Source organism: Amycolatopsis sp. NPDC051373 (genome assembly GCF_040689465.1).
Taxonomy (GTDB): domain Bacteria; phylum Actinomycetota; class Actinomycetes; order Mycobacteriales; family Pseudonocardiaceae; genus Amycolatopsis.
This window is the reverse complement of record NZ_JBFBAE010000002.1, coordinates 176,399-198,031: the sequence shown is the minus strand read 5'-3', so window position 1 is coordinate 198,031 and position 21,633 is coordinate 176,399. Positions and strand designations below refer to the sequence as shown.

22 protein-coding genes and 2 pseudogenes are annotated in these 21,633 nt (G+C 69.9%); 7 read left to right on the top strand and 17 right to left on the bottom strand.

Going from position 1 to position 21,633, the window contains the following annotated elements; translation table 11 throughout:
* Positions 1-32: 32 nt before the first annotated feature.
* Both AB0383_RS04475 and AB0383_RS04470 read right to left on the bottom strand, forming a co-directional pair.
* Entirely contained in the window at positions 33-284 is a 252-nt protein-coding gene (locus AB0383_RS04475; RefSeq protein ID WP_364185816.1) for a hypothetical protein, read from the bottom strand.
* A 175-nt stretch (positions 285-459) separates the two neighbouring features.
* Positions 460-747: an amphi-Trp domain-containing protein gene (locus tag AB0383_RS04470; RefSeq protein WP_364185814.1), complete on the bottom strand. Its 288-nt coding sequence runs from the start codon at positions 745-747 to the stop codon at positions 460-462.
* A gap of 211 nt (positions 748-958) precedes the next feature.
* Here AB0383_RS04470 and AB0383_RS04465 point away from each other — a divergent pair, with 211 nt between their 5' ends.
* The 3 genes and pseudogenes from AB0383_RS04465 to ctaD all read left to right on the top strand — a co-directional run bounded on the left by AB0383_RS04465 (position 959) and on the right by ctaD (position 3,471).
* Complete coding sequence (locus AB0383_RS04465; protein WP_364185812.1) at positions 959-1,099, top strand: hypothetical protein; 141 nt, start codon at positions 959-961, stop codon at positions 1,097-1,099.
* Complete coding sequence (hemQ, locus tag AB0383_RS04460; protein WP_364185810.1) at positions 1,096-1,758, top strand: hydrogen peroxide-dependent heme synthase; 663 nt, start codon at positions 1,096-1,098, stop codon at positions 1,756-1,758. Before AB0383_RS04465 ends, hemQ begins: the two co-directional genes overlap by 4 nt.
* Positions 1,755-3,471 (top strand): annotated as a pseudogene (gene ctaD, locus AB0383_RS04455) (cytochrome c oxidase subunit I). The gene hemQ and the pseudogene ctaD overlap by 4 nt, the downstream one beginning before the upstream one ends.
* A 615-nt stretch (positions 3,472-4,086) precedes the next feature.
* Here ctaD and AB0383_RS04450 read toward each other — a convergent pair.
* Positions 4,087-4,659 carry a TetR/AcrR family transcriptional regulator gene (locus tag AB0383_RS04450; protein ID WP_364185806.1) on the bottom strand — a complete coding sequence of 191 codons (573 nt, stop codon included), beginning with the start codon at positions 4,657-4,659 and terminating at the stop codon, positions 4,087-4,089.
* A 78-nt stretch (positions 4,660-4,737) separates the two neighbouring features.
* Here AB0383_RS04450 and AB0383_RS04445 point away from each other — a divergent pair, with 78 nt between their 5' ends.
* Positions 4,738-6,153: a cytochrome P450 gene (locus AB0383_RS04445; RefSeq protein ID WP_364185804.1), complete on the top strand. Its 1,416-nt coding sequence runs from the start codon at positions 4,738-4,740 to the stop codon at positions 6,151-6,153.
* Here the strand turns inward: AB0383_RS04445 and AB0383_RS04440 are convergent.
* Positions 6,111-6,473: a hypothetical protein gene (locus tag AB0383_RS04440; protein WP_364185802.1), complete on the bottom strand. Its 363-nt coding sequence runs from the start codon at positions 6,471-6,473 to the stop codon at positions 6,111-6,113. The genes AB0383_RS04445 and AB0383_RS04440 overlap by 43 nt on opposite strands.
* 20 nt (positions 6,474-6,493) lie before the next feature.
* Here AB0383_RS04440 and AB0383_RS04435 point away from each other — a divergent pair, with 20 nt between their 5' ends.
* Positions 6,494-6,724: a hypothetical protein gene (locus tag AB0383_RS04435; protein ID WP_364185800.1), complete on the top strand. Its 231-nt coding sequence runs from the start codon at positions 6,494-6,496 to the stop codon at positions 6,722-6,724.
* A 35-nt stretch (positions 6,725-6,759) separates the two neighbouring features.
* Positions 6,760-7,845 carry a sodium:proton exchanger gene (locus tag AB0383_RS04430; protein WP_364185798.1) on the top strand — a complete coding sequence of 362 codons (1,086 nt, stop codon included), beginning with the start codon at positions 6,760-6,762 and terminating at the stop codon, positions 7,843-7,845.
* Between the two features lie 3 nt (positions 7,846-7,848).
* Here AB0383_RS04430 and pqqE read toward each other — a convergent pair whose 3' ends face one another.
* The 13 genes and pseudogenes from pqqE to AB0383_RS04365 all read right to left on the bottom strand — a co-directional run bounded on the left by pqqE (position 7,849) and on the right by AB0383_RS04365 (position 20,759).
* Complete coding sequence (gene pqqE, locus AB0383_RS04425; protein ID WP_364185796.1) at positions 7,849-8,943, bottom strand: pyrroloquinoline quinone biosynthesis protein PqqE; 1,095 nt, start codon at positions 8,941-8,943, stop codon at positions 7,849-7,851.
* Entirely contained in the window at positions 8,936-9,229 is a 294-nt protein-coding gene (gene pqqD / locus AB0383_RS04420) for a pyrroloquinoline quinone biosynthesis peptide chaperone PqqD (protein WP_364185794.1), read from the bottom strand. Before pqqD ends, pqqE begins: the two co-directional genes overlap by 8 nt.
* A 5-nt stretch (positions 9,230-9,234) precedes the next feature.
* Positions 9,235-9,939, bottom strand: coding sequence for a pyrroloquinoline-quinone synthase PqqC (gene pqqC / locus AB0383_RS04415; protein WP_364185792.1), 705 nt, complete (start codon positions 9,937-9,939; stop codon positions 9,235-9,237).
* Positions 9,940-9,942: 3 nt separating this feature from the next.
* Positions 9,943-10,833: a pyrroloquinoline quinone biosynthesis protein PqqB gene (pqqB, locus tag AB0383_RS04410; protein ID WP_364185790.1), complete on the bottom strand. Its 891-nt coding sequence runs from the start codon at positions 10,831-10,833 to the stop codon at positions 9,943-9,945.
* A 72-nt stretch (positions 10,834-10,905) separates the two neighbouring features.
* On the bottom strand, positions 10,906-11,001 hold the full coding sequence (gene pqqA / locus AB0383_RS04405) for a pyrroloquinoline quinone precursor peptide PqqA (RefSeq protein ID WP_220239625.1): 96 nt from the start codon (positions 10,999-11,001) through the stop codon (positions 10,906-10,908).
* A gap of 45 nt (positions 11,002-11,046) precedes the next feature.
* The gene (locus tag AB0383_RS04400) at positions 11,047-12,753 is read right to left on the bottom strand and encodes a PQQ-dependent dehydrogenase, methanol/ethanol family (RefSeq protein ID WP_364185786.1); all 1,707 of its coding nucleotides are present in this window, start codon (positions 12,751-12,753) and stop codon (positions 11,047-11,049) included.
* Positions 12,754-12,766: 13 nt separating this feature from the next.
* Complete coding sequence (locus tag AB0383_RS04395) at positions 12,767-13,228, bottom strand: MSMEG_3727 family PQQ-associated protein (RefSeq protein WP_366185150.1); 462 nt, start codon at positions 13,226-13,228, stop codon at positions 12,767-12,769.
* Positions 13,229-13,573: 345 nt separating this feature from the next.
* Entirely contained in the window at positions 13,574-15,826 is a 2,253-nt protein-coding gene (gene katG, locus AB0383_RS04390; protein WP_366185148.1) for a catalase/peroxidase HPI, read from the bottom strand.
* Positions 15,827-15,886: 60 nt separating this feature from the next.
* Positions 15,887-17,281 carry a LytTR family transcriptional regulator DNA-binding domain-containing protein gene (locus tag AB0383_RS04385; protein ID WP_364185781.1) on the bottom strand — a complete coding sequence of 465 codons (1,395 nt, stop codon included), beginning with the start codon at positions 17,279-17,281 and terminating at the stop codon, positions 15,887-15,889.
* Between the two features lie 375 nt (positions 17,282-17,656).
* Positions 17,657-18,511 (bottom strand): annotated as a pseudogene (gene sigJ, locus AB0383_RS04380) (RNA polymerase sigma factor SigJ); the annotation flags it as partial.
* Positions 18,512-18,739: 228 nt separating this feature from the next.
* Positions 18,740-19,009 (bottom strand): carboxymuconolactone decarboxylase family protein, encoded by a 270-nt coding sequence (locus AB0383_RS04375; RefSeq protein ID WP_366185524.1) that lies wholly within the window; start codon positions 19,007-19,009, stop codon positions 18,740-18,742.
* Positions 19,010-19,054: 45 nt separating this feature from the next.
* Positions 19,055-20,254: an FAD-dependent monooxygenase gene (locus AB0383_RS04370; RefSeq protein ID WP_366185146.1), complete on the bottom strand. Its 1,200-nt coding sequence runs from the start codon at positions 20,252-20,254 to the stop codon at positions 19,055-19,057.
* Positions 20,255-20,264: 10 nt separating this feature from the next.
* The gene (locus AB0383_RS04365; protein WP_364185777.1) at positions 20,265-20,759 is read right to left on the bottom strand and encodes a maleylpyruvate isomerase N-terminal domain-containing protein; all 495 of its coding nucleotides are present in this window, start codon (positions 20,757-20,759) and stop codon (positions 20,265-20,267) included.
* Positions 20,760-20,807: 48 nt separating this feature from the next.
* Between AB0383_RS04365 and AB0383_RS04360 the strand changes: the two genes are divergently transcribed.
* Positions 20,808-21,542, top strand: coding sequence for an IclR family transcriptional regulator (locus AB0383_RS04360; protein WP_364185775.1), 735 nt, complete (start codon positions 20,808-20,810; stop codon positions 21,540-21,542).
* Positions 21,543-21,633: the final 91 nt, after the last annotated feature.

Below are 21,633 nucleotides of genomic sequence, written 5' to 3'. Positions count from 1 at the left end.
CGGTCAGGTGAAGGGCAACGGTGACCGTCAGGTCACCCCGCCGCGGTAAGGGTGGTCACCTCGAGCCACTTCCGGCGGTCGAGCAGAAGGTCGATGTCGGCCCAGACGGTCCGCTCGACGTCGGGGCGGCTCGACGGGGGAGTGCGCTCGATTTCCTGGTACAGCAAGGTGATGTGCTGGTCGACCGCGGACAGATCCGGGCACAGGTACGAGGTGCCGGTATGTCCGGTCACCGTGGTGAGGTCTTCGGGCTCGGAGTGCCCGGACCGCTCGTTCGATTTCATGAAACCCAGCGTCGCAGCGGGGCCGCCCGCGCACATTGCCGCCAGCGGCCGTTGCGGGCCCGGTGCTGCCGGGAATACGTCGATACCGGCCAGCCGGTAGCGTCCGTACCGGCTGGCCGGTATCGACCCGGTCCGGCTGCCCGCCACCGTCACCGGTGTCGGCCGGCCGCAGGAGTCATTTCGCGGCGGCGGCGGATCGCCGGCCGGTCCGCCTCGTGGCCACCGCGCGGGCGGGTTTCCCGGTTGCCCACTTGAGCTCCACTTCCAGCTCCACCTCGCTGCCGTCGATTTCGATCTCGACCTCGATCTCCACCTCGTCGGGCACGTGGACCTTCACGGTGCTGGCCCCGAGTGCGAGCTCCACCTTGCCCCCTTCCGCCAGCGCGGCGGCGAGCGCGGCGAGCCGCTCGGCGGCGTCCTCGCGCGACAGCTTCTCCTCGCGCTTGACCTCGACGTCGGACATGGCTGACTCCTTCGCTCGCTGCCGTTGCCGCGAACAGCACCAGCCGCCCGGCGCGGGCACATCACCTGCCACGCATGAAGGCGCACCGGGGTCGTCCGCTCACGCTCGGTGGCGAAAGAGGGTCGTGAGTTACGTCTCGCCCCGTTGATTAGTGTGCTAATTATCAGCGTACTATCCATCCGGGCGGTCAGGCGTGCGTAAAGGAGTGGTGATGGACGAGTTCATGCCGGAGCCGAGCCGCGAGGTGGCCGGGCCGCCCGGCGTCGGACCGCGACCGTTGGCGTTGGCGCTGGTGGTGGTGTGCGCGCTGGTCTTCGTGCTGACGGTCGCGTTCACCGTCCTGCCGCGATGAACGCCTGCGAACCCCAGCAGGCCTATGCGATGTGGTCGGTCTTCGCGGCCGGTCGGGTGCCTGGCTGTGACCAGGCGGCCGTCTCGCGGGAGGTGGAGCAGGCGCTGGCCGGCGGTGCCACGGTCCGCGGCGTCTACCTGCTGTCCGGGATGCGCGCGGACGCCGACTGGATGATCTGGTGGCACGCGGCTTCCCCCGAGGCGCTGCAGGAGGCCTACCTCGCGCTGCGCAGGACCACGTGGGGCGCCGCGTCCCGGCCGGTCTGGAGCTCGGCCGGAACCCACCGCGAAGCGGAATTCAACCCGGGCCACCTGCCGGCCTACCTGGAGGCGAAGGCGCCGGCGCGGTTCGCTTGCGTGTACCCGTTCGTGCGCTCGTACGAGTGGTACCTGCTGCCCGCGGCGGAACGGCGCCGGATGCTCGCCGACCACGGGGCCGCGGCCCACGACTACCCCGACGTCCTGTCGAACACCCTCGCCGCCTTCGGCCTCGGCGACTACGAATGGATCCTCGCGCTGGAAGCGGATCGCCTGGACCGGATCGTCGATCTGATGCGCGAGTTCCGCGCGACCGAGGCCCGCATGCACGTCCGCCTCGACACGCCGTTCTTCACGGGACAGCGCGTGTCGGTCCACGATCTGGTCAGGAGCCTGTCATGAGCACTGATTCGCCCGCGCGCGTCGCCCCGGTTCCCGTGGCGGTCCGTGCGCACCCGCGCCGCGACGCGCCCCGCGGTTCGCTGGTCGTCCGGTTGCTGCGCACGACGGACCACAAGCAGCTCGGCGTCATGTACCTCGTCACCTCGATGGGGTTCTTCCTCATCGGCGGCGCGATGGCGATGCTGATGCGCACGGAGCTGGCCCGCCCGGGGCTGCAGTTCCTGTCGCAGGAGCAGTACAACCAGCTCTTCACCATGCACGGCACGGTGATGCTGCTGCTCTACGCCACGCCGGTCGTTTTCGGGTTCGCCAACTTCGTGCTGCCGCTGCAGATCGGTTCTCCCGACGTCGCGTTCCCGCGGCTGAACGCCTTCTCCTACTGGCTTTTCCTCTTCGGGAGCCTGATCGTCCTTTCCGGATTCCTGACTCCCGGTGGTGCGGCCGACTTCGGCTGGTTCGCCTACACGCCGCTGTCGGACGCGATCCACTCGCCAGGTGTCGGCGCCGACCTGTGGATCTCCGGACTGGTGGTGGGTGGCCTGGGCACCATCCTCGGCGCGGTCAACGTGGGTCACCACCGTGGTCTGTCTGCGCGCGCCGGGCATGACGATGTTCCGGATGCCGATCTTCACCTGGAACATCCTCATCACGAGCATCCTGATCCTGGTCGCGTTCCCGATCCTCACCTCCGCGTTGCTCGGTCTGCTGGCGGACCGGCACCTGGGCGCGCACGTGTTCGACCCGGCCAACGGCGGGGTGATCCTGTGGCAGCACCTGTTCTGGTTCTTCGGCCATCCCGAGGTGTACATCGTCGCGCTGCCGTTCTTCGGGATCGTGTCGGAGATTTTCCCGGTCTTCAGCCGGAAACCGATCTTCGGCTACCGCGGCCTGATCTTCGCGACCATCGCCATCTCGGCGCTCTCGGCCGCGGTGTGGGCGCACCACATGTACGCGACCGGTGCGGTGCTGCTGCCGTTCTTCTCGTTCATGACGTTCCTCATCGCCGTGCCCACGGGGGTGAAGTTCTTCAACTGGATCGGCACGATGTGGAAGGGGCAACTGTCTTTTGAGACACCGATGATCTTCTCGATGGGCTTCATCGTCACGTTCCTCTTCGGTGGCCTGACCGGCGTGATGCTGGCCGCGCCGCCGATCGACTTCCACGTATCGGACAGCTACTTCGTGGTGGCGCACTTCCACTACGTGCTCTACGGCACGATCGTGTTCGCGACCTTCGCCGGGATCTACTTCTGGTTCCCGAAGATCACGGGCCGGATGATGGACGAGAAGCTGGGCAAGTGGCACTTCTGGACCACGTTCATCGGCTTCCACGGCACGTTCCTGGTCCAGCACTGGCTCGGCGCCGAGGGCATGCCCCGCCGTTACGCCGACTACCTGTCCACGGACGGCTTCACCGCGCTCAACACCGTGTCGACGATCAGCGCGTACCTCCTCGGCGCCTCGATGCTGCCGTTCCTGTGGAACGTGTTCAAGAGCTACCGCTACGGCGAGATCGTCACCGTCGACGACCCATGGGGCTACGGCAACTCCCTCGAATGGGCCACGTCCTGCCCGCCGCCGCGGCACAACTTCACCGAGCTGCCCCGGATCCGCTCCGAGCGCCCGGCCTTCGAGCTGCACTACCCGCACATGATCGAGCGGATCCGCGCTGAAGGCCACATCACCTTGACCGGTCAGCAGAAGGAGGTCTGACCCGTTCAGCGGGCTTCTGCCGACTGTCGACGAAACCCGTTACGATGTCCCGTGGAGTCCCCGGAGTGTCGACCGCATCACCCTGCCCTCGCTCGTCGACGAGTGTCATCGGCGGATCAAGGAGCAGATCCTCGCCGGCGAGCTGGGCCCGGGAGCGCTGCGGGTGTGGGAAGACCACGGCCCTCACGCGTTGCCGACACGCGCCCCGAGGGTGACCAGTGAACCGTGACGAGCTCATGCGGGCCCTGGACGAAGAAGGCGTGGCGAAGAGTTCTTACTCGATCAACGATGGTCACCCAAACGAGCAGTACGTAGTGGAACGGCGCGGGTCGAGGTGGTGTGTGTCTTATGCCGAACGGGGAAGGCGCATAAACGAGCACTGCTTCGACAAGGAGGAAGCGGCGTACTTGTGCCTCTTCGAAATGGTGGTCGGTGACGCCACTACCCGCGGATAGTTCCACCCACCTCGCCGAATCCGACGGCCCTCCCCGGGGCGGACCAGGCCTGCTGGAGCGATGATGACCGGCGCCGGCCGACGTCGCGCGCGTGGTGCGGGGCGAACGGCCGGTCTACCCGGTGAACGAGATCATGACCACTGTGGACTGACCGCGAGCGTCACGCGGTGACGTCGACCGCCGCGAAGAGTGTCCGGACGCAGATGTCGCGCAGCTCCTCGTGGGTGACCTTCGGCTGGTCGAGCCAGTCGAGGATCAGCGTGGAGACGAAGGCCAGCCAGCCGCGCACGGCCAGCCGCGTGGTGTCGGTGACCGGCCTCAGCAGGGCGAGCGCGGCCAGGATGCGTTCGGTGTTGGCCGCCATCCCGGCTTCGCGGATCTCCCGAATCTCGCGGTCGGCGTCGCCGGCGGAGCGGTGCACGATGCGGTAGCCGTCGGGGTGCGTGCGGGCGAACTCGAGGTAGACGTCCAGCCCGGCGCTCAGCTGCTCGCTGACCGGCAGCGCCGGGTCGGGCTCGCTCATCGCCAGGAGCTGGTCGCGCTGCCGGCGGACGATCTCGGCGAAGAAGTCCTTCTTCGTGGGGAAGTAGTGGTAGAGCAGGCCGCGCGAGACCTGCGCGATCTCGGCGACCTCCTCGATCCACACGTCGTCGTACGGCCGGTTCGCGAACAGCCCGGCGCCGATGCCCAGGAGCTGCTCGCGCCGCTGCTGCGTGCTCAGCCGTGTCCGCATCACGCGAGCTTACTTGACACGGGTTCAGTAGCGGGGGATCGTGACGTTATTGGATCTGGGTTCAATAGGGGAGCGAACGTGGACACCACCGGGATTCCGCACCGGCCGGGACGGCTGCCGGTGATCGGCGACCTGCTCGGGTCGAACCCGCGCACGCCGCTGCAGGACACCCTGCGCGTCGGGCAGCAGGTGGGGCCCATTTTCACGCGCAAGATCTTCGGCTTCGAGATCGTCTTCGCCGGCGGCGTCGACGTGGTCACGCAGCTCAACGACGAGACGAAGTTCGGCAAGCACGTCGGCCTCGGCATCGAGAACCTGCGCGCGCTGGCGGGCGACGGGCTGTTCACCGCCCACACACACGAGCCGAACTGGCGGCTGGCCCACGACATCCTGCAGCCGGCGTTCTCCGCCGAGGCGATGCGCCGCTACCACCCGGTGATGCTGGAGGTCGCGCACGAGCTGACGGACGCCTGGGACCGCGCGAGCGGCCCGGTCGACGTCGCCGCCGACATGACCCGGCTGACCTTGGAGACGATCGGGCGCGCCGGCTTCGGTTACCGGTTCGGCTCTTTCGAGCGGGCCGAGCCGCACCCGTTCGTCACGGCGATGATCCGCGCGCTGCGGTTCGCGCAGCTGCAGAACGTGAAGCTCCCGTTCGTGCGGCGCGCGTTCGCCGGGTCGCCCGCGCAGAACCAGGCCGACATCGCGACCATGAACGACCTCGTCGACGAGGTCATCGAGGCCCGCCGCCGCGAAGGTGGCGAGAGCCGTGATCTGCTCGGCCTCATGCTCACCGAAGGCCATCCGATGACGGGCGAGCGCCTCGACCCGGTGAACATCCGCAACCAGGCCATCACGTTCGTCGTCGCGGGCCACGAGACGACCTCCGGCGCGCTGTCGTTCGCGCTGTACTACCTCACGCGCAACCCCGACGTGCTGGCGAAGGCGCGCGCCGAGGTCGACGCGGTGTGGGGCGATCGAGAGCCGGGGTTCAGCGACGTCGCGAAGCTGCGTTACGTGCGCCGCGTGCTCGACGAGGCCATGCGGCTGTGGCCGACCGCTCCCGGCTACTCGCGCGAGGCCCGCGAAGACGTGCTGCTCGGTGGGAAGTACCGGATGCGCAAGGGCGACTGGGTGATCGTGCCCCTACCGCTGGTCCACCGCGACCCGGCGGTGTGGGGACCGGACCCGGAGAAGTTCGACCCGGACCGCTTCGAGCCGGCCGCGGTGAAGAAACGCCCGGCGCAGGCCTACAAACCCTTCGGCACGGGGGAACGCGCATGCATCGGCCGGCAGTTCGCGCTGCACGAGGCCGTGCTCGCGTTGGGAATGGTGTTGCAGCGCTACGACTTCGAGGCTGATCCGGCGTACGAATTGAAGATCGCCGAGTCCCTGACGCTCAAGCCGAGCGGCTTCACGGTTCGCCCGCGGGCCCGGGCGCGTGCGGCGGTTCAGCCGAGCCGGCCGACCATGTCGGGGAAGTTCTCCGTGTAGCCGAGTAGCAGCAGGCACCGCTCGGGCAGCAGTCCGGCCAGCTCGTCCCACGCGGCCACGCCGGGCGCGCCGGGCGCGCCGTAGAGGTGCGTCAGATCGGCGACGAGCGCCCGCGCCTGCTCGGTCGTCGGGGCGGCGACCCGGTCGAACCCGAGCAGCGAGGCCCCGATTCCGAAATGGCGATAGCCGTGCGTCGCCATCCGCCGGACGATCGCGTGGTTCTGGAACACGGTCCAGTCGCTGGTGAAGTAGCCGTTCGGGATCCCCGCGATGACCAGGTCGTCGCAGGCCCACCGGCACCCGCTGCACGAGCACGACATCGTCCAGGAAGGACCCTGTCGTGCGGCGGAAGGTGGACGACGCGCGGGTGGCGCACGACCTGACAGGAGAACGGATCGGGAGCGGTGGCTCGGATATCGACGGCAGGGGAAACCGGCGAATCCCACCGCTGAACGGGAAAATTGTTTTCCACAATTTCACGTGGGTGAGTCGGCGTAGCCGAATCGACGGCGACCTGCGACGATCGGATGCCTGGGGCAGTGGCCGGCTGTCGGTCGACCCCGAGCACTGACCTTTTCGGCCCTCTCGGAAAGGACTGCCGGTACTATGTCGATACTCATTTTCGTCGCTGGTGCGGCGTTGCTGATCTACAGCGCGGAGAAGCTGATCACCTACGTCGTCGGTGCGGCGGCCGGCCTGCGCGTGTCCGTGTTCTTGCTCGCGATCATCTTCACCGGAATCGAATTCGACGACGTCGCGCTCGGAGTGGCGCTGAACGTCGAAGATCTCGGTGACGTCGCTCTCGGGACCGTATTCGGCACGGCGATCTCGATGATCGGAATAGTGCTCGCCCTCGCCGCGATCGTTTCGCCGACGAAGGTGAACATTCCGCGCCCGTACCTCGCGTTGTTCGCCGCCGCGCCGCTGGTGCTGATTCCCTTCATCGTCTTCGCGCCTCTCACCCCGATCTACGGCGTGGTGCTCGTGCTGCTGTTCGTGCTCTTCATCGGGTACGTGGCGACCCGGGAGCTCAAGCGGAGCACGCCCGTCTTCCGCAATGCGGAGATCCTCGAGAAGCTGGAGGTCGGGGCACGCCCCAGCGGAACCGGAAGCGCAACCGCAAGCCCAGGCGGCACCTCGAGACAGGACCCCGCCGACGTGCCCACCGACAAGCCCCCGTTCGTCGTGACGATGCCCTTCAACAAGGAGCGCCCGATCCCCGGCTGGGCCGCGATCGCGCTGGCCGTGCTCGCGCTGGTGGGCCTCGTCGCCGGCGCCGCCATCACCAGCTACGGCACCAAGGGCATCCTGGAGGACTACCACATCCAGGGTGCCCTCTTCGGTGCGACGATCGCCACCCTCGTGCTCACCCTCGAGGACATCTTCCTGACCGTCGAACCCACCCGCAAAGGCGCGCCCGAGCTCGGTGTCGGGAACGTCATCGGCAGCGTGGTCTTCGGCGTGACCGCGAAGCTCGGCATCGTCCTGCTCGCCGGCGGCAGCATCGACGTCGACGAGAACGTGCTCTCCTGGCACCTCCCAATCCTCGTCGGCATGACCGCGCTCGCGGCGTACTTCCTCTACACCCGCCGGCTCAGGCGCTGGCACGGGTTCGTGCTGCTCGCGCTCTACATCGCCTACTGGGCCGTCAGCTTCGCCGTGTTCGGCGGAGCGCCGATCGAAACGGATTGAGTGTCACACGCTGGAATGTCCGGCGCGGTGCGGACGGGGGATCAACGGAAGATCGGTCCGCGAATCGGCGTTCGCGGTCTCGACCACCCGGGCCACGAGGTGGTGGTCGGGCGAGAGGTGGCAGACCGGGTCGGTGCGTGCCGCGTCGCCCGTGAGCTGGAACGCCTGACAGCGGCACCCGCCGAAGTCGAGCTCCCGCCGATCGCAGCTGCGGCAGGGATCCGGCATCCAGTCCGTCCCCCGGAACGCGGTCATCACCGGGGAGTCGGCCCAGATCCGCTCCAACGGGTCCTCCCGCACGTTCGCCCGCGGCAACGGCAGGGACTGGGCGGCCGGGCACGGCAGGACGTCGCCGTTCGGCGTCACGGTCAGCTGCCGGGACGCCCAGCCGCCCATGCACGGCTTCGGGTAGCGGCTGTAGTAGTCGGGCAGGACATAGATGACGTCCATGCGATCCCGCAACCGCTCGCGGGCGGCCCGCACGACGACCTCGGCCGCGTCGAGCTGGTCCCGGCTCGGCAGCAGTGCGGCCCGGTTGCGCAACGCCCAGCCGTAGTACTGGGTGTTGGCCAGCTCCACCCGATCGGCGCCCACCTGCTCGGCCAGCCCGAGCACGTCGGCGACGCGGTCGATGTTCTGCCGGTGCAGCACCACGTTCACGGTGAGCGGCCACCCCAGTTCCTTGACCACGCCCATGGCCTCGATCTTGCGCCCGAAGGACGGGGTCCCGGCGATGCGGTCGGACACCGCGGGTTCATCGGCCTGGACGCTGATCTGCACGTGGTCCAGGCCGGCTGCCCGCAGCTGCTCCGCTTTCGGCCGCGAGAGCCCGAGGGCGCTGGTCACGAGGTTGGTGTAGAGGCCGAGCTCGTGGGCTTCCGCCACGATCTCCACCAGGTCGCGCCGCAGCAGCGGTTCCCCGCCGGACAGGTGGCACTGCAGAACCCCGAGGTCCCGTGCTTCGAGCAGCACCCGCCGCCACTCGTCGGTGGTCAGCTCGTCGGTGTAGTCGGCCAGATTCAGCGGGTTGGAGCAGTACGAGCAGGCCAGCGGGCAGCGGTAGGTGAGTTCGGCCAGCAGTCCGAAGGGGTTATCCATCGGCCGGCTCCACACAGCGCCGGGCGACGAGCCGGGTCAGGAACCGCCGCACCTCGTCGTCGGGGACGCTCTCGTACCGCTCACCCAGCTCGGCCACGATCTCGGCCACGGTGCGCCGCCCGTCGCACAGCTCGAGGATGGCCGCGCCGCTGCGGTTCAGCACCACCACTGTCTCGGGGAGCTGCAGGACGTGCTGCTGCCGGGCTGTGTTGAACGCCAGCCGGACGTGGCGCGCCAGTCGCGGTCGGTCCGATGTGGACACTTCGCTGCGGGTCGTCGAGTCCATGGCGCTCACTCCGGGTAGGTTCGATCGATCGCGTCCATCAGGCTCCACAGGACATCGCACTTGAACGACAGCGCGTCGACGGCGCGGGCCTGGGACTCGGCGGACCGGCAGTGTGCGGTGACCACCTCGAGGGCGTGCTCGCAGTCGCGCGGAGCCTGCTCGAGGCGGGCGCGGAAGTAGGCGAGGCCCTCGGGTTCGATCCACGGGTACCACCGCTCGAACGCGGCCAGCCGCTCCGCCATCAGGTCGGGCGCGAACAGCTCGGTGAGCGACGACGCGACCGCCTCCACCCACGGGCGGGTCCGGGTGAAGTTCACGTAGGCGTCGACCGCGAACCGCACCCCCGGGACCAGGTGCCGGTGGTCGAGGACTTCCTCGCGGGTGAGCCCGGCGGCCTCGCCGAGGCGCAGCCACGCCTCGATGCCGCCCTCCCCGGCGTGGCGGCCGTCGTGGTCGATGATCCGGCGGATCCAGCGGCGGCGGACTTCCAGGTCGGGACAGCCGGAGAGGATCGCCGCGTCTTTGCGGGGGATGTTCTCCTGATAGTAGAACCGGTTGGCCACCCAGCCCCGGATCTGTCCGCGGCTCAGCCGGCCGGCGTTCATGCGGACGTGGAACGGGTGCTGGTCGTGGTACCGGCGCGAGTGGGCCCGCAACGTCTCGACGAACTCGTCGGTCGTCGCGGCGGTGGTCCCGGTTGTCGTTGTCATGCCTTACACCTCGACCTCGAGTCCGTCCACGGCCACCTCCATGCCGGCGGCCTCCACGAGGTGCCGCTCGGCCGTGTCTTCCAGCAGGATGGGGTTGGTGTTGTTCATGTGCACGAAGATCACCCGCCCGACGTTCAGCGACGGGAGCCGGGCGAGCGTGCCGTCCGGGCCGTCGACGGGCAGGTGGCCCATCTCGCGCGACGTCTTGCCGGCCAGGCCGAGCCGTACCAGTTCGTCGTCACGCCAGCAGGTCCCGTCGATCAGCAGGCATTCGCAGCCCGCGATCTCCGCACACAGCTCCGGCGTCAGCGCCTGCATCCCCGGCAGGTAGACCAGACGTCCTTCGCTGCGGTCGTCGGTCAGCCGGTAGCCCACCACACGACCGTGGTCCGCCCCCGGTCCGAACCGGTCCCGCTTGGTGGTGGGCACGTCGAACGCGCGGCAGGACAGCCCGTCGGCCAGTGGCACGTCGGCGCCGGGGACCACCGCCCGCCATTCGACCGGGCAGTAGAGCTCGAGGGTGCGGAGCAGCCCCGAGCCGTGGCGCAACGTCTTGTGCACCGCCGGCGTGGCGTGCAGCCGCAGACCGCGGGCCTCGCGCAGCAGCAGCAAGCCGAGTGTGTGGTCCAGTTCGGCATCGGTGAGCAGCACCGCTTGCAGCGGCGACGTGCGGTCACCGTCGTGCGGCCGCAGCCCCGGGAACGCCTCGATCTGGGTGCGGACGTCGGGGGAGGCGTTGATCAGGAACCAGGACCGGCCCTCGGCGCTCACCGCGACCGAGGACTGGGTGCGCGCGAACCCGGTCCCGGACCGGACGGCGGTGCAGACCGGGCAGCCGCAGTTCCACTGCGGGGAGCCGCCTCCCGCAGCCGAGCCCAGCACCCGCAGCCACATCCCGGCACTCCGTCCGTGGTCGTCCGAGCGGGCGGAGGGCGCCGGGCCGAAGCCCGGCGCCACCCGCGTCCTCTAGTCGTCCAGCTGAGCGATGTACATGGTCACCTCGGGCGCGACTCCGATCTCGTCGAACTCGGGCGTCTCCCACACATCGAGTCGAGACTCCATGGACTCACCTCCTCTGCCCCGATCACGGCTGGTTCTCCTCGAGCGTCACGCGGATTCCGGGAGGGCGAAGACGAACAGGGCGCTTCCGTGCCCCGCACCCAGCATGCCGGGGAGGAACCCCTCGGCCCACCCGCCCCAGCCGACCGGCACGGCGATGTACTGCCGCCCGTCGACCGTGTACGTGGTCGGGCTGCTGTGGTGGCCGCTTCCGCACTGGAACTGCCAGAGCAGCTCGCCGGAGCGCGCGTCGAGCGCGTTGAACTCGCCGGTGGCTTCGCCGGCGAACACCAGGTCGCCGCCGGTGGCCAGCGTCGAGGCGCACATCGGGAGTTCGTTGCGCCAGCGCCACTTCTCCTCGCCGTTGCCGTCGAACGCGCTGATCGATCCGGTCATGTCCTCGGCGTCCACCTGAACCCCGGCGCCCCAATAGGGGATGCTCTCCTTGAACTCCCGGCGGCGCCGGGTGGCCGTGGCCCCCGTGTCCTGGACCGGGACGTAGAACAGCTCGGTCTTCGGGCTGTAGGACGCGTGCGTCCACTCCTTGGCGCCGGCCGGACCCGGGTAGAAGTGGACCGGTTCGCCCTCCTTCTCCGGGTACAGCTTGGCTGTGACCCGGCCGTCCCGCGTGACCGCGCCCCACGTGATGCGGTCCACGAACGGCGTGGCCGACACCAGCTGACCATCCGTGCGATCGACGACGTAGAAGTAGCCGTTCTTGTCGAAGTGCCCGAGGAGCTTGCGACCGTCCTTCTCGAACAGGATGCACTCGGCGATGCTGTCGTAGTCCCACAGGTCGTGCGGTGTGCACTGGTGGTGCCAGCGGATCTGCCCGCTGTCCGCGTCGACGGCGACGATGCTGTCGGTGTAGAGGTTGTCGCCTTCCCGGACCTCGCCGTCGAAGTCGGGCGCCGGGTTGCCGGTGCCCACGTAGAGCAGGTTCGTCTCCGGGTCGAACGTGCTGGTGACCCAGCAGTTCGCGCCGCCGCGCGCCCAGGCCTCGCCGTCGGAAGGCCAGGTCTCGGAGCCGGGTTCGCCGGGCTTGGGCACCATGTAGCAGCGCCACTGGTGCTCGCCGGACTCGAGGTCGAACGCGTCCAGGTGACCGCGCACGCCGAACTCGCCGCCGGAACTGCCCACGATGACCATGTTCTTCACGATCAGCGGGGCGACGGTGGCGCTCTCACCGGCCCGCACGTCGCCGTAGGTCTTGGCCCAGACCATTTTCCCGTTGGTCGCGTCGAGCGCGATGAGGCGGGCGTTCGCCGCGACGAAGAAGACCTTGCCCTGCGCCACTGCGCACCCGCGGTTGACGTTCCCGCAGCACAGCGACACGTCGAACGGCACGGCGTGCTTGTACCGCCAGATCTCCACGCCCGTTTTCGCGTCCAGGGCCCAGATCCAGCCGTCCCAGCCGGTCAGGAACATGATCCCGTCGACGACGATCGGAGCGGCCTCGAACGAGTAGGTCGACGCACCCGCGATCAGGCCGGTCGTGCCGGCCTGGAACACCCAGGCGGGGGCGAGGCGCTTGACGTTCTCCGTGTTGATCTGGTCCAGCGGGCTGTAGCGCTGCCCGTCGTAGGCACCGTAGTAGGTCAGCCAGTTGTGCGGTTCGTTGCGGGCGTTGAGGATGCGCTCGTAGTTCACGCTGGCGGTGACCGGCGGAGCGAGTTCCCCGCCCGGCATCTTGTAGCTCAGGTTTCCCTGGTCGACGGCCTCACCGGCGTCGACGTAGTCTTCCGAAGTCGTCATGCCCTCCTCCTTCCTACGGTTGCGGCTGGTCGGGTCGGTCCAGGCGAGCCTCCGGCGGCGCGTCGCCCAAGACGACGATGGCTCCGGTCAGGCCCCGGCCCTCGTCGTTTCCGGTGGGCGAGCAGAACCAGTAGTAGCCCGGGCCGTCGAGGTTGAGCGTCGCCCGGCCACGCGAATGATTCACCAGCCAAATGAATTTCCGGTCGCCGTTGCTCGGCAGGAGCGCGCAGTGGGTGTTCTTGTCGTCGTTGACGAGCTCGAGGTCGATATCCCCTCCGTGGGGCATCACGAGAATGGAGGGATCCCACATCAGCTCGTCTTCGTTGATGCGAATGGTGGCCTGCATGCGGCCATCCGATCCTTCGCTGGCCCGCCCGATCTTTCCGGTGCCCAGAACGCGACCCAGCGTTGCGTGGTTCTGCACATCCAGCCCGATCTCTTTGAGCAAGTCGGTCCGCTCCGGCGCTGTCGTCATCGGCCTTCACCTTCCTCATCCCGGTCGTCGTGCCGACTCCGCATCGGTCGCATCGGAGGTGCTCGGGCGCGGCGATTCGCATTCCCGCACGGAAATTCTTCGAGATCCGATCAATTTTCCCGAGTTGTCCGGCGTCCGACTCAGAATCGGTACTCAATAGGCACGCTACGCCGGAGAAAACACGCCGACAAGCGCGCGGGGCGGCTCACTCGGCGCGCGCCGTTCACCTCGAATCGACTACCGTTCGCACGCTGTTCGGCTCCGTTGGGCAGGGGCCAGGTCACCCCAAACCCGCCCGTCCCGGGTACGGCCGGCGGCGCGCGGTGAAAAACTCGGCCGGCCGGCTCACGCCCGGAGGTCGTACCGGTCGAGGTTCATGACTTTGTCCCACGCCGCAACGAAGTCACGCACGAAGTGAGCTTCCGCGTCGTCGCTCGCGTAGACCTCCGCGAGCGCCCGCAGTTCGGAGTTCGAACCGAAGACGAGGTCGACGCGGCTGCCGGTCCACTTGATCTCGCCGGTGGTGCGGTCGCGGCCCTCGAAGGTCTCCGCGAGCGAACCGGATCCCGGCCTCGGCTGCCATTCCACTTGCGTGTCGAGGAGGTTCACGAAGAAGTCGTTGGTCAGCGACCCGGGCCGGGACGTGAAAACGCCCAGCGGCGACTGCCGGTGGTTCGCCCCGAGGACCCGCAGACCGCCCACGAGAACCGTCATCTCCGGCGCGCTCAGGTTCAGCAGGTTCGCCCGGTCGACGAGCTGGTGCTCCGGCGTGAGCCGGCCCCTCTTTCCCCGGTGGTTGCGGAACCCGTCCGCGGCCGGTTCGAGCGCGGCGAAGGACTCCACGTCGGTCCACTCCTGCGTCGCGTCCATGCGGCCCGGGGTGAACGGGACTTCGACGTCGTGGCCCGCGTTCTCGGCGGCCCGCTCGACGGCGGCGGCTCCGCCGAGCACGATGAGGTCGGCGAGCGAGATCTTCTTGGCTCCGTTTCGGGATTCGGCGAAGGACTGCCGGATCGCCTCCAGGGAGCGCAGCACCCGCGCCAGCCGGTCGGGCTCGTTGACCGGCCAGCTCCGCTGCGGTTCGAGGCGGATGCGCGCCCCGTTCGCTCCGCCTCGCTTGTCGCTGATGCGGAACGTCGAGGCCGACGCCCAGGCCGTGGAGACGAGCTCGGAGACCGACAGCCCGGAGGTGAGGATCTCGCGCTTGAGCGCGGCGACGTCCGCCGCGGAGACAAGTTCGTGGTCCGCCGCGGGGATCGGGTCTTGCCAGAGCAGGGTCTCGCGCGGGACCAGCGGCCCGAGGTAGCGCTGGATCGGGCCCAGGTCGAGGTGCGTCAGCTTGAACCACGCCCGGGCGAACGCGTCCGCGAGCAGGTCCGGGTTTTCCAGGAAACGCCGGGCGATCGGCTCGTAGGCCGGATCCGTCCGCAGCGCCAGGTCCGTCGTCAGGATCGTCGGGGCGTGCGTTTTCGCCGGGTCGTGGGCGTCGGGCACGGTGCCGGTTCCGCCGCCGCCTCGCGGGATCCACTGCCACAGACCGGCGGGGCTCAGCTCCAGGTCCCACTCGTAGCCGAACAAGGTCTCGAAGAAGCTGTTGTCCCACCTCGTCGGGGTAGGGGTCCACGTGCCCTCGAGCCCGCTGGAAATGGTGTCGGCGCCCTTGCCGGTGCCGTAACCGCTCCGCCAGCCCAGGCCCTGCTCCTCCACGCCGGCGGCTTCGGGTTCGGGGCCGAGGTAGGTGTCCGGCTCGGCGGCACCGTGGGTCTTGCCGAATGTGTGCCCGCCCGCGATCAGCGCGACGGTCTCCTCGTCGTTCATCGCCATGCGGCGGAACGTCTCGCGGATGTCGCGCGCCGCGGTGAGCGGGTCCGGGACGGTGTGGGGCCCCTCGGGGTTGACGTAGATCAAGCCCATCTGGGCGGCCGCGAGCGGGTTCTCCAGCTCCCGGACGCCGCCGTGCCGCTCGTCGCCCAGCCAGACGTGCTCAGGACCCCAGTACACGTCGTCGTCGGACTCCCAGACGTCCTCCCGGCCGCCGGCGAAGCCGAAGGTGGTGAAGCCCATCGTCTCCAGGGCGCGGTTGCCGGCGAAGACCATCAGGTCGGCCCAGGAGATCTTGCGCCCGTACTTCTTCTTCACCGGCCAGAGCAGCCGGCGCGCCTTGTCGAGGTTGCGGTTGTCCGGCCAGCTGTTCTGCGGGGCGAAGCGCTGCATGCCCGTCGCCGCGCCGCCCCGGCCGTCGTCGACGCGGTACGTCCCGGCACAGTGCCAGACCATCCGGATCACGAGCGGGCCGTAGTGGCCGAAGTCGGCGGGCCACCACTCCTGCGAGGTCGTCAGCACCTCGTCGACGTCGTTCGCCAAAGCGCCGAGGTCGAGGGTCCGGAACTCGGCAGCGTAGTCGAAGTCCCGCCCGAAGGGGGCGGCCGCGGCGGGGTGTTTCCTGAGGATGCCGAGGCCGAGCCGGTTCGGCCACCAGTCGCGGTTGCTCACGGCCGCGGCCGGGCGGCTGCCGCGGTTGGCCGAGCCGGGGAGGCCGAGGCCGCCCGCGCTCCGGTCGTTCGTCTCGCCGACTACGACGTCGGGGTTGTCAGACACCGGTGAATCCTTCCGGGTGGTGCGGTGGTGAAATATGCGGTGGTGCGGTGGTGCCGGGGGTCAGAGGTCCAGCGCGCGGCGCACCGCCGGAGCGTTGCGGCGGGAGACCGGCACCATCTCGTTCGCCCCGTCGTCCATGACGAGCCGCAGCTCGCCCTTGTGCCCGCGCTCGATCTCCCGGATGCGGCTGAGGTTGACCACGTACCTGCGGTGCACCCGCAGGAAGCCGGCCTCCGCCAGTTCGGTGTCGAGCTTGTCCAGGCTCTGCGAAGCGGCCCGCAAGCGTCCCTGCGCGGTGGACAGCCACACGTCGTTGCCCTCCGATTCCGCGAAGGAGACTTCCGGCAGGTGCAGCAGCACCATCCGGCTGTCCCGCATCCCGACCACCCGGCGCGGCCGCACGCGAGGGCTCGCGGACGCCTCCGCCTGGGGCAACTGCACACCGACGGAAATTCCGAACGAAACCAGGTGCCCGATCAGCTGAGCGGAGGAGAAGACGGGCCGGATGCTGATCGCCGTCGGCTCGTCGGCCAGGTGGGTGAAGATCTGCGTGGAGCCGATCCAGTCGGGGTTGTGGGCGGCCTGCTTGCTGGCGTGCCGAGCGGCTGCGATCAGCTCCGGGAGCCCGGGGTTCCAGCGCAGCGTCGAGTCGATCGCCGGAGTCGATGCCGGGACACCCATGAGCACACTCGCAGTGTCGTCCGCGATCACCGCCTTGCCCGCGGTGTCGACCGCGGCAAGCGGGCTACGGGAGCGGGCACTTGCCTGGGTGAAGGCCGCGACCAGCTCGGCTCCGCTGTCGCGGGCACGCCGCTTCAACGCGCTCTGGGTCTTGGCGACCGCGTTCGCCAGCCACCCGCCCGCCGACGGGGGAAGCTGGCTGCGCCAGCACGAGAGGTTCAGACCCCCGATGGGCTCCCCGGTCACCACGTCGCGCACCGCGATGCCCGCGCCGACCCAGTTGTGGAACGCCTGGCACCAATGCTCCGCGCCGCTGATCAGCACCGGGCCGTGCGCCTCGAGCGCCGTGCCCATGCCGTTCGTGCCCGCCGCGCATTCCGACCAGCAGAACCAGGGCGCCAGATTGAGGTCGGCAGCCCGGGCGAGCGTGACCGGGTCGCCCCAGTCGCCCAGGATCCGGCCGGCCGCGTCGGTGACGGTGACGACGCCGGGCAGACTCCCCATTTCATGGGCCACGGAGGCGGCGCGGAAACCCAGCTCGGCGAAGACGACATCGTGTTCGGGGTTGTGGCCGCGCTCGGCGACGGCGACCGGAGCCTCGGTCAGGTGCGGATCCACTCGGTACTGCTCCCGGCACCGGTGCCAGGAGATCGCCACCACCGGCCGGACGCCGGGGACTTGGTCCTCGCCCTGGACGAACCGTTCCCACGCCGCGAAAACGGCGCCACCGGCGGGGCTCGCCGCCTTCCCGTCGAACCGATGCGCATCGCCCATGGTGGGGACCCCCTCTGGTCCATCACCGACGCTCGACGGCAAGCCCACGGCCCGTACCGGTTTCCGTTCGTCCGGGCCTGGTCTGGCTTGCAGCGGACTGGCCACTGCCTCACGCTTGCGCGGCGTCGTCACTCGTTCCAGGTTGTGTCACCGACCGGTACCGCTCAGTCTAGGTATCGTTGCCAGGCTGCGCACGTCTCGTGACCAGGGGAATCGTCTGGCCGATCGCCGCGGGTCGGCAGGCGATTGTCGTTGCGGCGCCCCAATATTTTCTTACCGCTGCCCGGTGAAGTCCGTGATGAGTTCACTGGTGGGGCCGAGGTATGTCCACAGTGGATGGCCGCTGCGATGGTTCCCTCGAGACCCGGGCGCCGGTCACCCGGCCGGCGTGAACCGGCCGAGTTTGTCCGGGTTGGACATCCACTGGATTCCCGTGGCGAGGCCGTCGGCGGTCTCGAAGGAGCAGACATGCCACGTCGAGCCGAGCCGGACGACCAGCGCGGCATCGCTGTTGACGTCGGCGGTGCGGAGCTCGACCTCGGAGTACTTGCCGATCGTGCCGATAACGAACCGGCAGACCTTCGCGGCCCCGGCGGCCGGCCGCAGGGCCGCGCGGACCTTGCCGCCGCCGTCGCCCCAGAGGGTGACGTCCTGGGCGAGGAGGCCTTGCAGGGCGGCCCGGTCGCCGGTGCGGGCGGCGGTGAGGAACCGGTCCACGAGTTCGCGGTGCACGTCCGGGTCGGGGGTGAAGCGGTCGCGGCCGGTCGCCAGGTGCGCCGCGCCGCGCCGGTGCAGCTGCCGGGCGTGGGCCTCGCCCAGGCCGAGGACCTGCCAGATCTCCTCGTACGGCAGCTCGAAGGCTTCCCGGAGCACGAAAACCGCGCGTTCCGGCGCGGAGAGGCGGTGCATGAGCCGGAGGGTGGCCAGCGAGGGGGTGTCGCGTTGCGCGGCCGTGTCGGCCGGTCCCAGCGGCTCGCCCTCGTGGGTGTTCACCGGCTCCGGCAGCCACGGGCCGACGTAGGTCTCGCGCCACCGCCGGGCCAGGCGCAGGCGGTCGATCGCCGGCCGGGACACCACCTTGACCAGGAAACGGCGCGGTGCCTCGACCCTCGTGTGGTCGACCTCGGACCACCGCAGCCAGGCCTCCTGGACGACGTCCTCGGCGTCGTCGACGCTGCCGAGGATCCGGTAGGCGGCGCCGAGCAGCACCGGCCGGTGCTCTTCGAAAGCCGCGTCGGCACTGCCGGTGTCCGTCTCGGCGGGGCCGGCGTAGGAAGCAGCGCTCCGGGCGGGCCCGCGTTCGGCGGGCTGCCCGGAGTGTCGTGGTCGCCGGGCTCACGCGTCCAGCACCGGGGCCTGGCGGGTGCTGATCGCGATGCGGTTGAAGGCGTTGATCATGATGATCGCCATCACCAGGTCGGCCACCTCCTTCTCCGACCAGATCTCCCGCGCCTCGTCTCAGACCTCGTCGGGCACACCGTCTTCGCCGATCTTCGTGACCGCGTCGGTCAGCGCCAGGGCGGCGCGTTCTTCCCGTGGGAAGAACGGCGACTCGGGCCAGACTGAGACCGCGAACAGCCGCTGCGCGGACTCGCCGGCCTTGAGCGCGTCCTTGCTGTGCATGTCGACGCAGAACGCACAGCCGTTGACAATCGAAGCCCGGAGCTTGATCAGTTCCAGCAAGGGAGCGTCGACCGTGCCCTGGGCGTAGGTGTACTGCTCGAACAGCCGGTTCCCGGCGGGACAGAACCGCCGCGCGAGTGACCCGATTACCTACGCACCGTGTCCGTAGAGCCAGTCCACGTAGCGGTAGTCGTCCGCGGCCCGGTCGCGCAGCAGGGCATTGCGGGTGGCGCGGAACAGGCCGTCGCAGTGCCAAAGCTCGCCCCAGTCGCGCGCGGTGCGCTGGACGCGCGCGGTGCGCACGGCCCGGGCCGCGGCGTAGTCCCGCAAGGCCGGGTCCCAGTCCGTGCCGGAACCGGTGTCGTGCTTGTCGGCTTGCTCGACGAGACCGGCGGCGTCCTCGAGCGCCTGGCAGGCACCCTGGGCGAGGTACTGGAGCATCGGGTGGGCGGCGTCGCCGGTGAGGGCGAGGCGGCCGTCGACCCAGGTGCCGATCGGCCGGCGGTCGTACATGCGCCACCAGCGGTCCCGCCACAGGTGCGGCAGACCGGCGCGGACCGGCTCACAGGTGGCCGCGAACGCCGTGTCGAGCTCGTCGGGCGTGCCCCAGTCCTCCTCGCCGGCGAGGGCCTTGGGGGAGCGGAACACGGCGACGGTGTTGAGCATTTCGCCGCGGCGCAAGGGGTATTGGACGAGGTGACAGCCCGGTCCGACGTGGACGGTGACGTCCTCGAGGGCGAGGCCGCCGGTGTCCGGGAGGCCGGCGAGCGGGACGGCGCCGCGGTAGGCGACGTAGGCGGAGCTGACGGGTTCGTCGGAGCTTAGCCGGCGGCGCAGGCCGGATCGGAGGCCGTCGGCCGCGATCACGATGCGGCCCGTGTCGCGGCGGTGGTCGCCGACCGCTGTCGCGGAATCCGGGCCGTTCTCCACGCCGGTGACGGTCGCGCCGGTGACCAGGTCGACGCCGGCGTCGCGGCAGGCCCGCACGAGGATGGCGTGCAGGTCGCTGCGGTGGATCACGACGTAGGGCGCGCCGTAGCGGCGTTCGGCGTCGGCGAGGTCGAGGTGGGTGAGCTCGCTGCCGTCGAGCGCGTCGCGCATGACGAGCCGCCGCGGGCGGACGCCGTGTTCGACGAGTTCGTCGAGCAGATCCCAGTCCCGCAGGACGCGCGTCGCGTTCGGGGCCATCTGCAGGCCGGCCCCGACCTCGCCGAACTCCGCCGCCTGCTCCAGGACGCGCACCGCGCGCCCCGAGCGGGCCAGCGCCAGCGCGGTGCCGAGCCCGCCGATGCCGCCCCCGACGACGACGGCGTCGACGTCGGGAACGGTGGTCACGATCGAATCGGTCATCGTCGTCTCCTCACAGCCAGTTCGGCAGGGTGGGCAAACCGGCCTCGCGGTGGCGCCCGGCCGGCCAGGCGGCGGCCGTCGCGAGCGGGAGGCCGACGGGCACGGGCGTGCCGTCGCCGGTGATCTCGTGGTCGGTGTAGGGGGTGGTGAGCCGGATCGCGGGTCCCGGCCGGGCCGAGCGCCAGGCGGCGATGTCGTCGACCAGCACCGCGAGAAACCCCTCGGGCAGGTCGTCGAACGTCGTGCCGGCCCTGAGGTCGACTGCGTGGACGCAGGTCTCGCGCGCCCGCATCCACGACGTCTCGCCGGCGGCGACGGTCCGGCCCTGGGCCGTGACGACCTCGGCGGCCCACGCGGTGGCGGGCATCGCGTCGGCCGCCTCCGCGAGTCCGGCGGCGGTGGCGGCGACCCAGCGGCGGAGGTCGGGGCGGGCGGCGCCGGACTCGATCGCGGCGGCGCGCAGGGTCACCGGCGACACCGGTCGGTGTTCCGCCTTCGCTGTCATGCGGGCAACGCTAGACAAGTTCTGCTGTGCGGTGCTTATAGTTCTGATGTGAAGAACAAGCCGACCTACGGGATCGACTCCGTCGACCACGCGCTGCACCTCGCGACGATCCTTCAGCAGGAGGGCCCCCTGCGGCTGACCGAGGCGGCCGAACGGCTCGGCGTCGCCCGCTCGACCGCGCACCGGCTGCTGGCCATGCTCGTCTACCGCGATTTCGCCGAGCAGGACGAGGATCGGCGTTACGTCGCGGGCTCGGTGCTGCGGCGCCCGACGGTGATCGAACCCGTCGACCACCTCCGCCAGATCGCGTTGCCGCACCTGCAGAACCTGACCGAGCGGACCCGGGAGAGCAGCAACCTGATCGTCGTGGTCGGCGATCAGGCGCGGTTCGTGGCGACGGCCGAATGCGACCAGGTGCTGCGCGTCGGGGACCGGGCGGGGCGCATGCTCCCCGCTCACCTCGCGTCGGGTGGGCGGGTGGTGCTGGCGGCCCTCGACTCCGACGACGTGCGCGCCCGGTACGCCGGGACGGACGTCGACGTCGAAACGCTGGTGCGGGACCTGAAGAAGGTGCGGCGCCAGGGCTTCGCGCTCAACGACCAGCTCACCGAGGTCGGGCTGACGGCCGTCGGCTGCCCGATCGCCGGTCCCCCGGGCTCGATGCCGGCAGCGATCTCGATCGCCATGCCCACCGCCCGGTACCGGCGCGACCGCCTTCGCGAGTGGGTCGCCCACCTCACCGCCACCGCCGAGGACATCGCGCGAGAGCTCGCCGAGGCCTGAGTACACAGCCGGGGGGCGCGCCCGGGGGGGGGGGGGGCGGGGGGGGGGGGGGGGCGGCCCCGCCGGGGGCGGGGGGGGGGGCGCGGGTGGG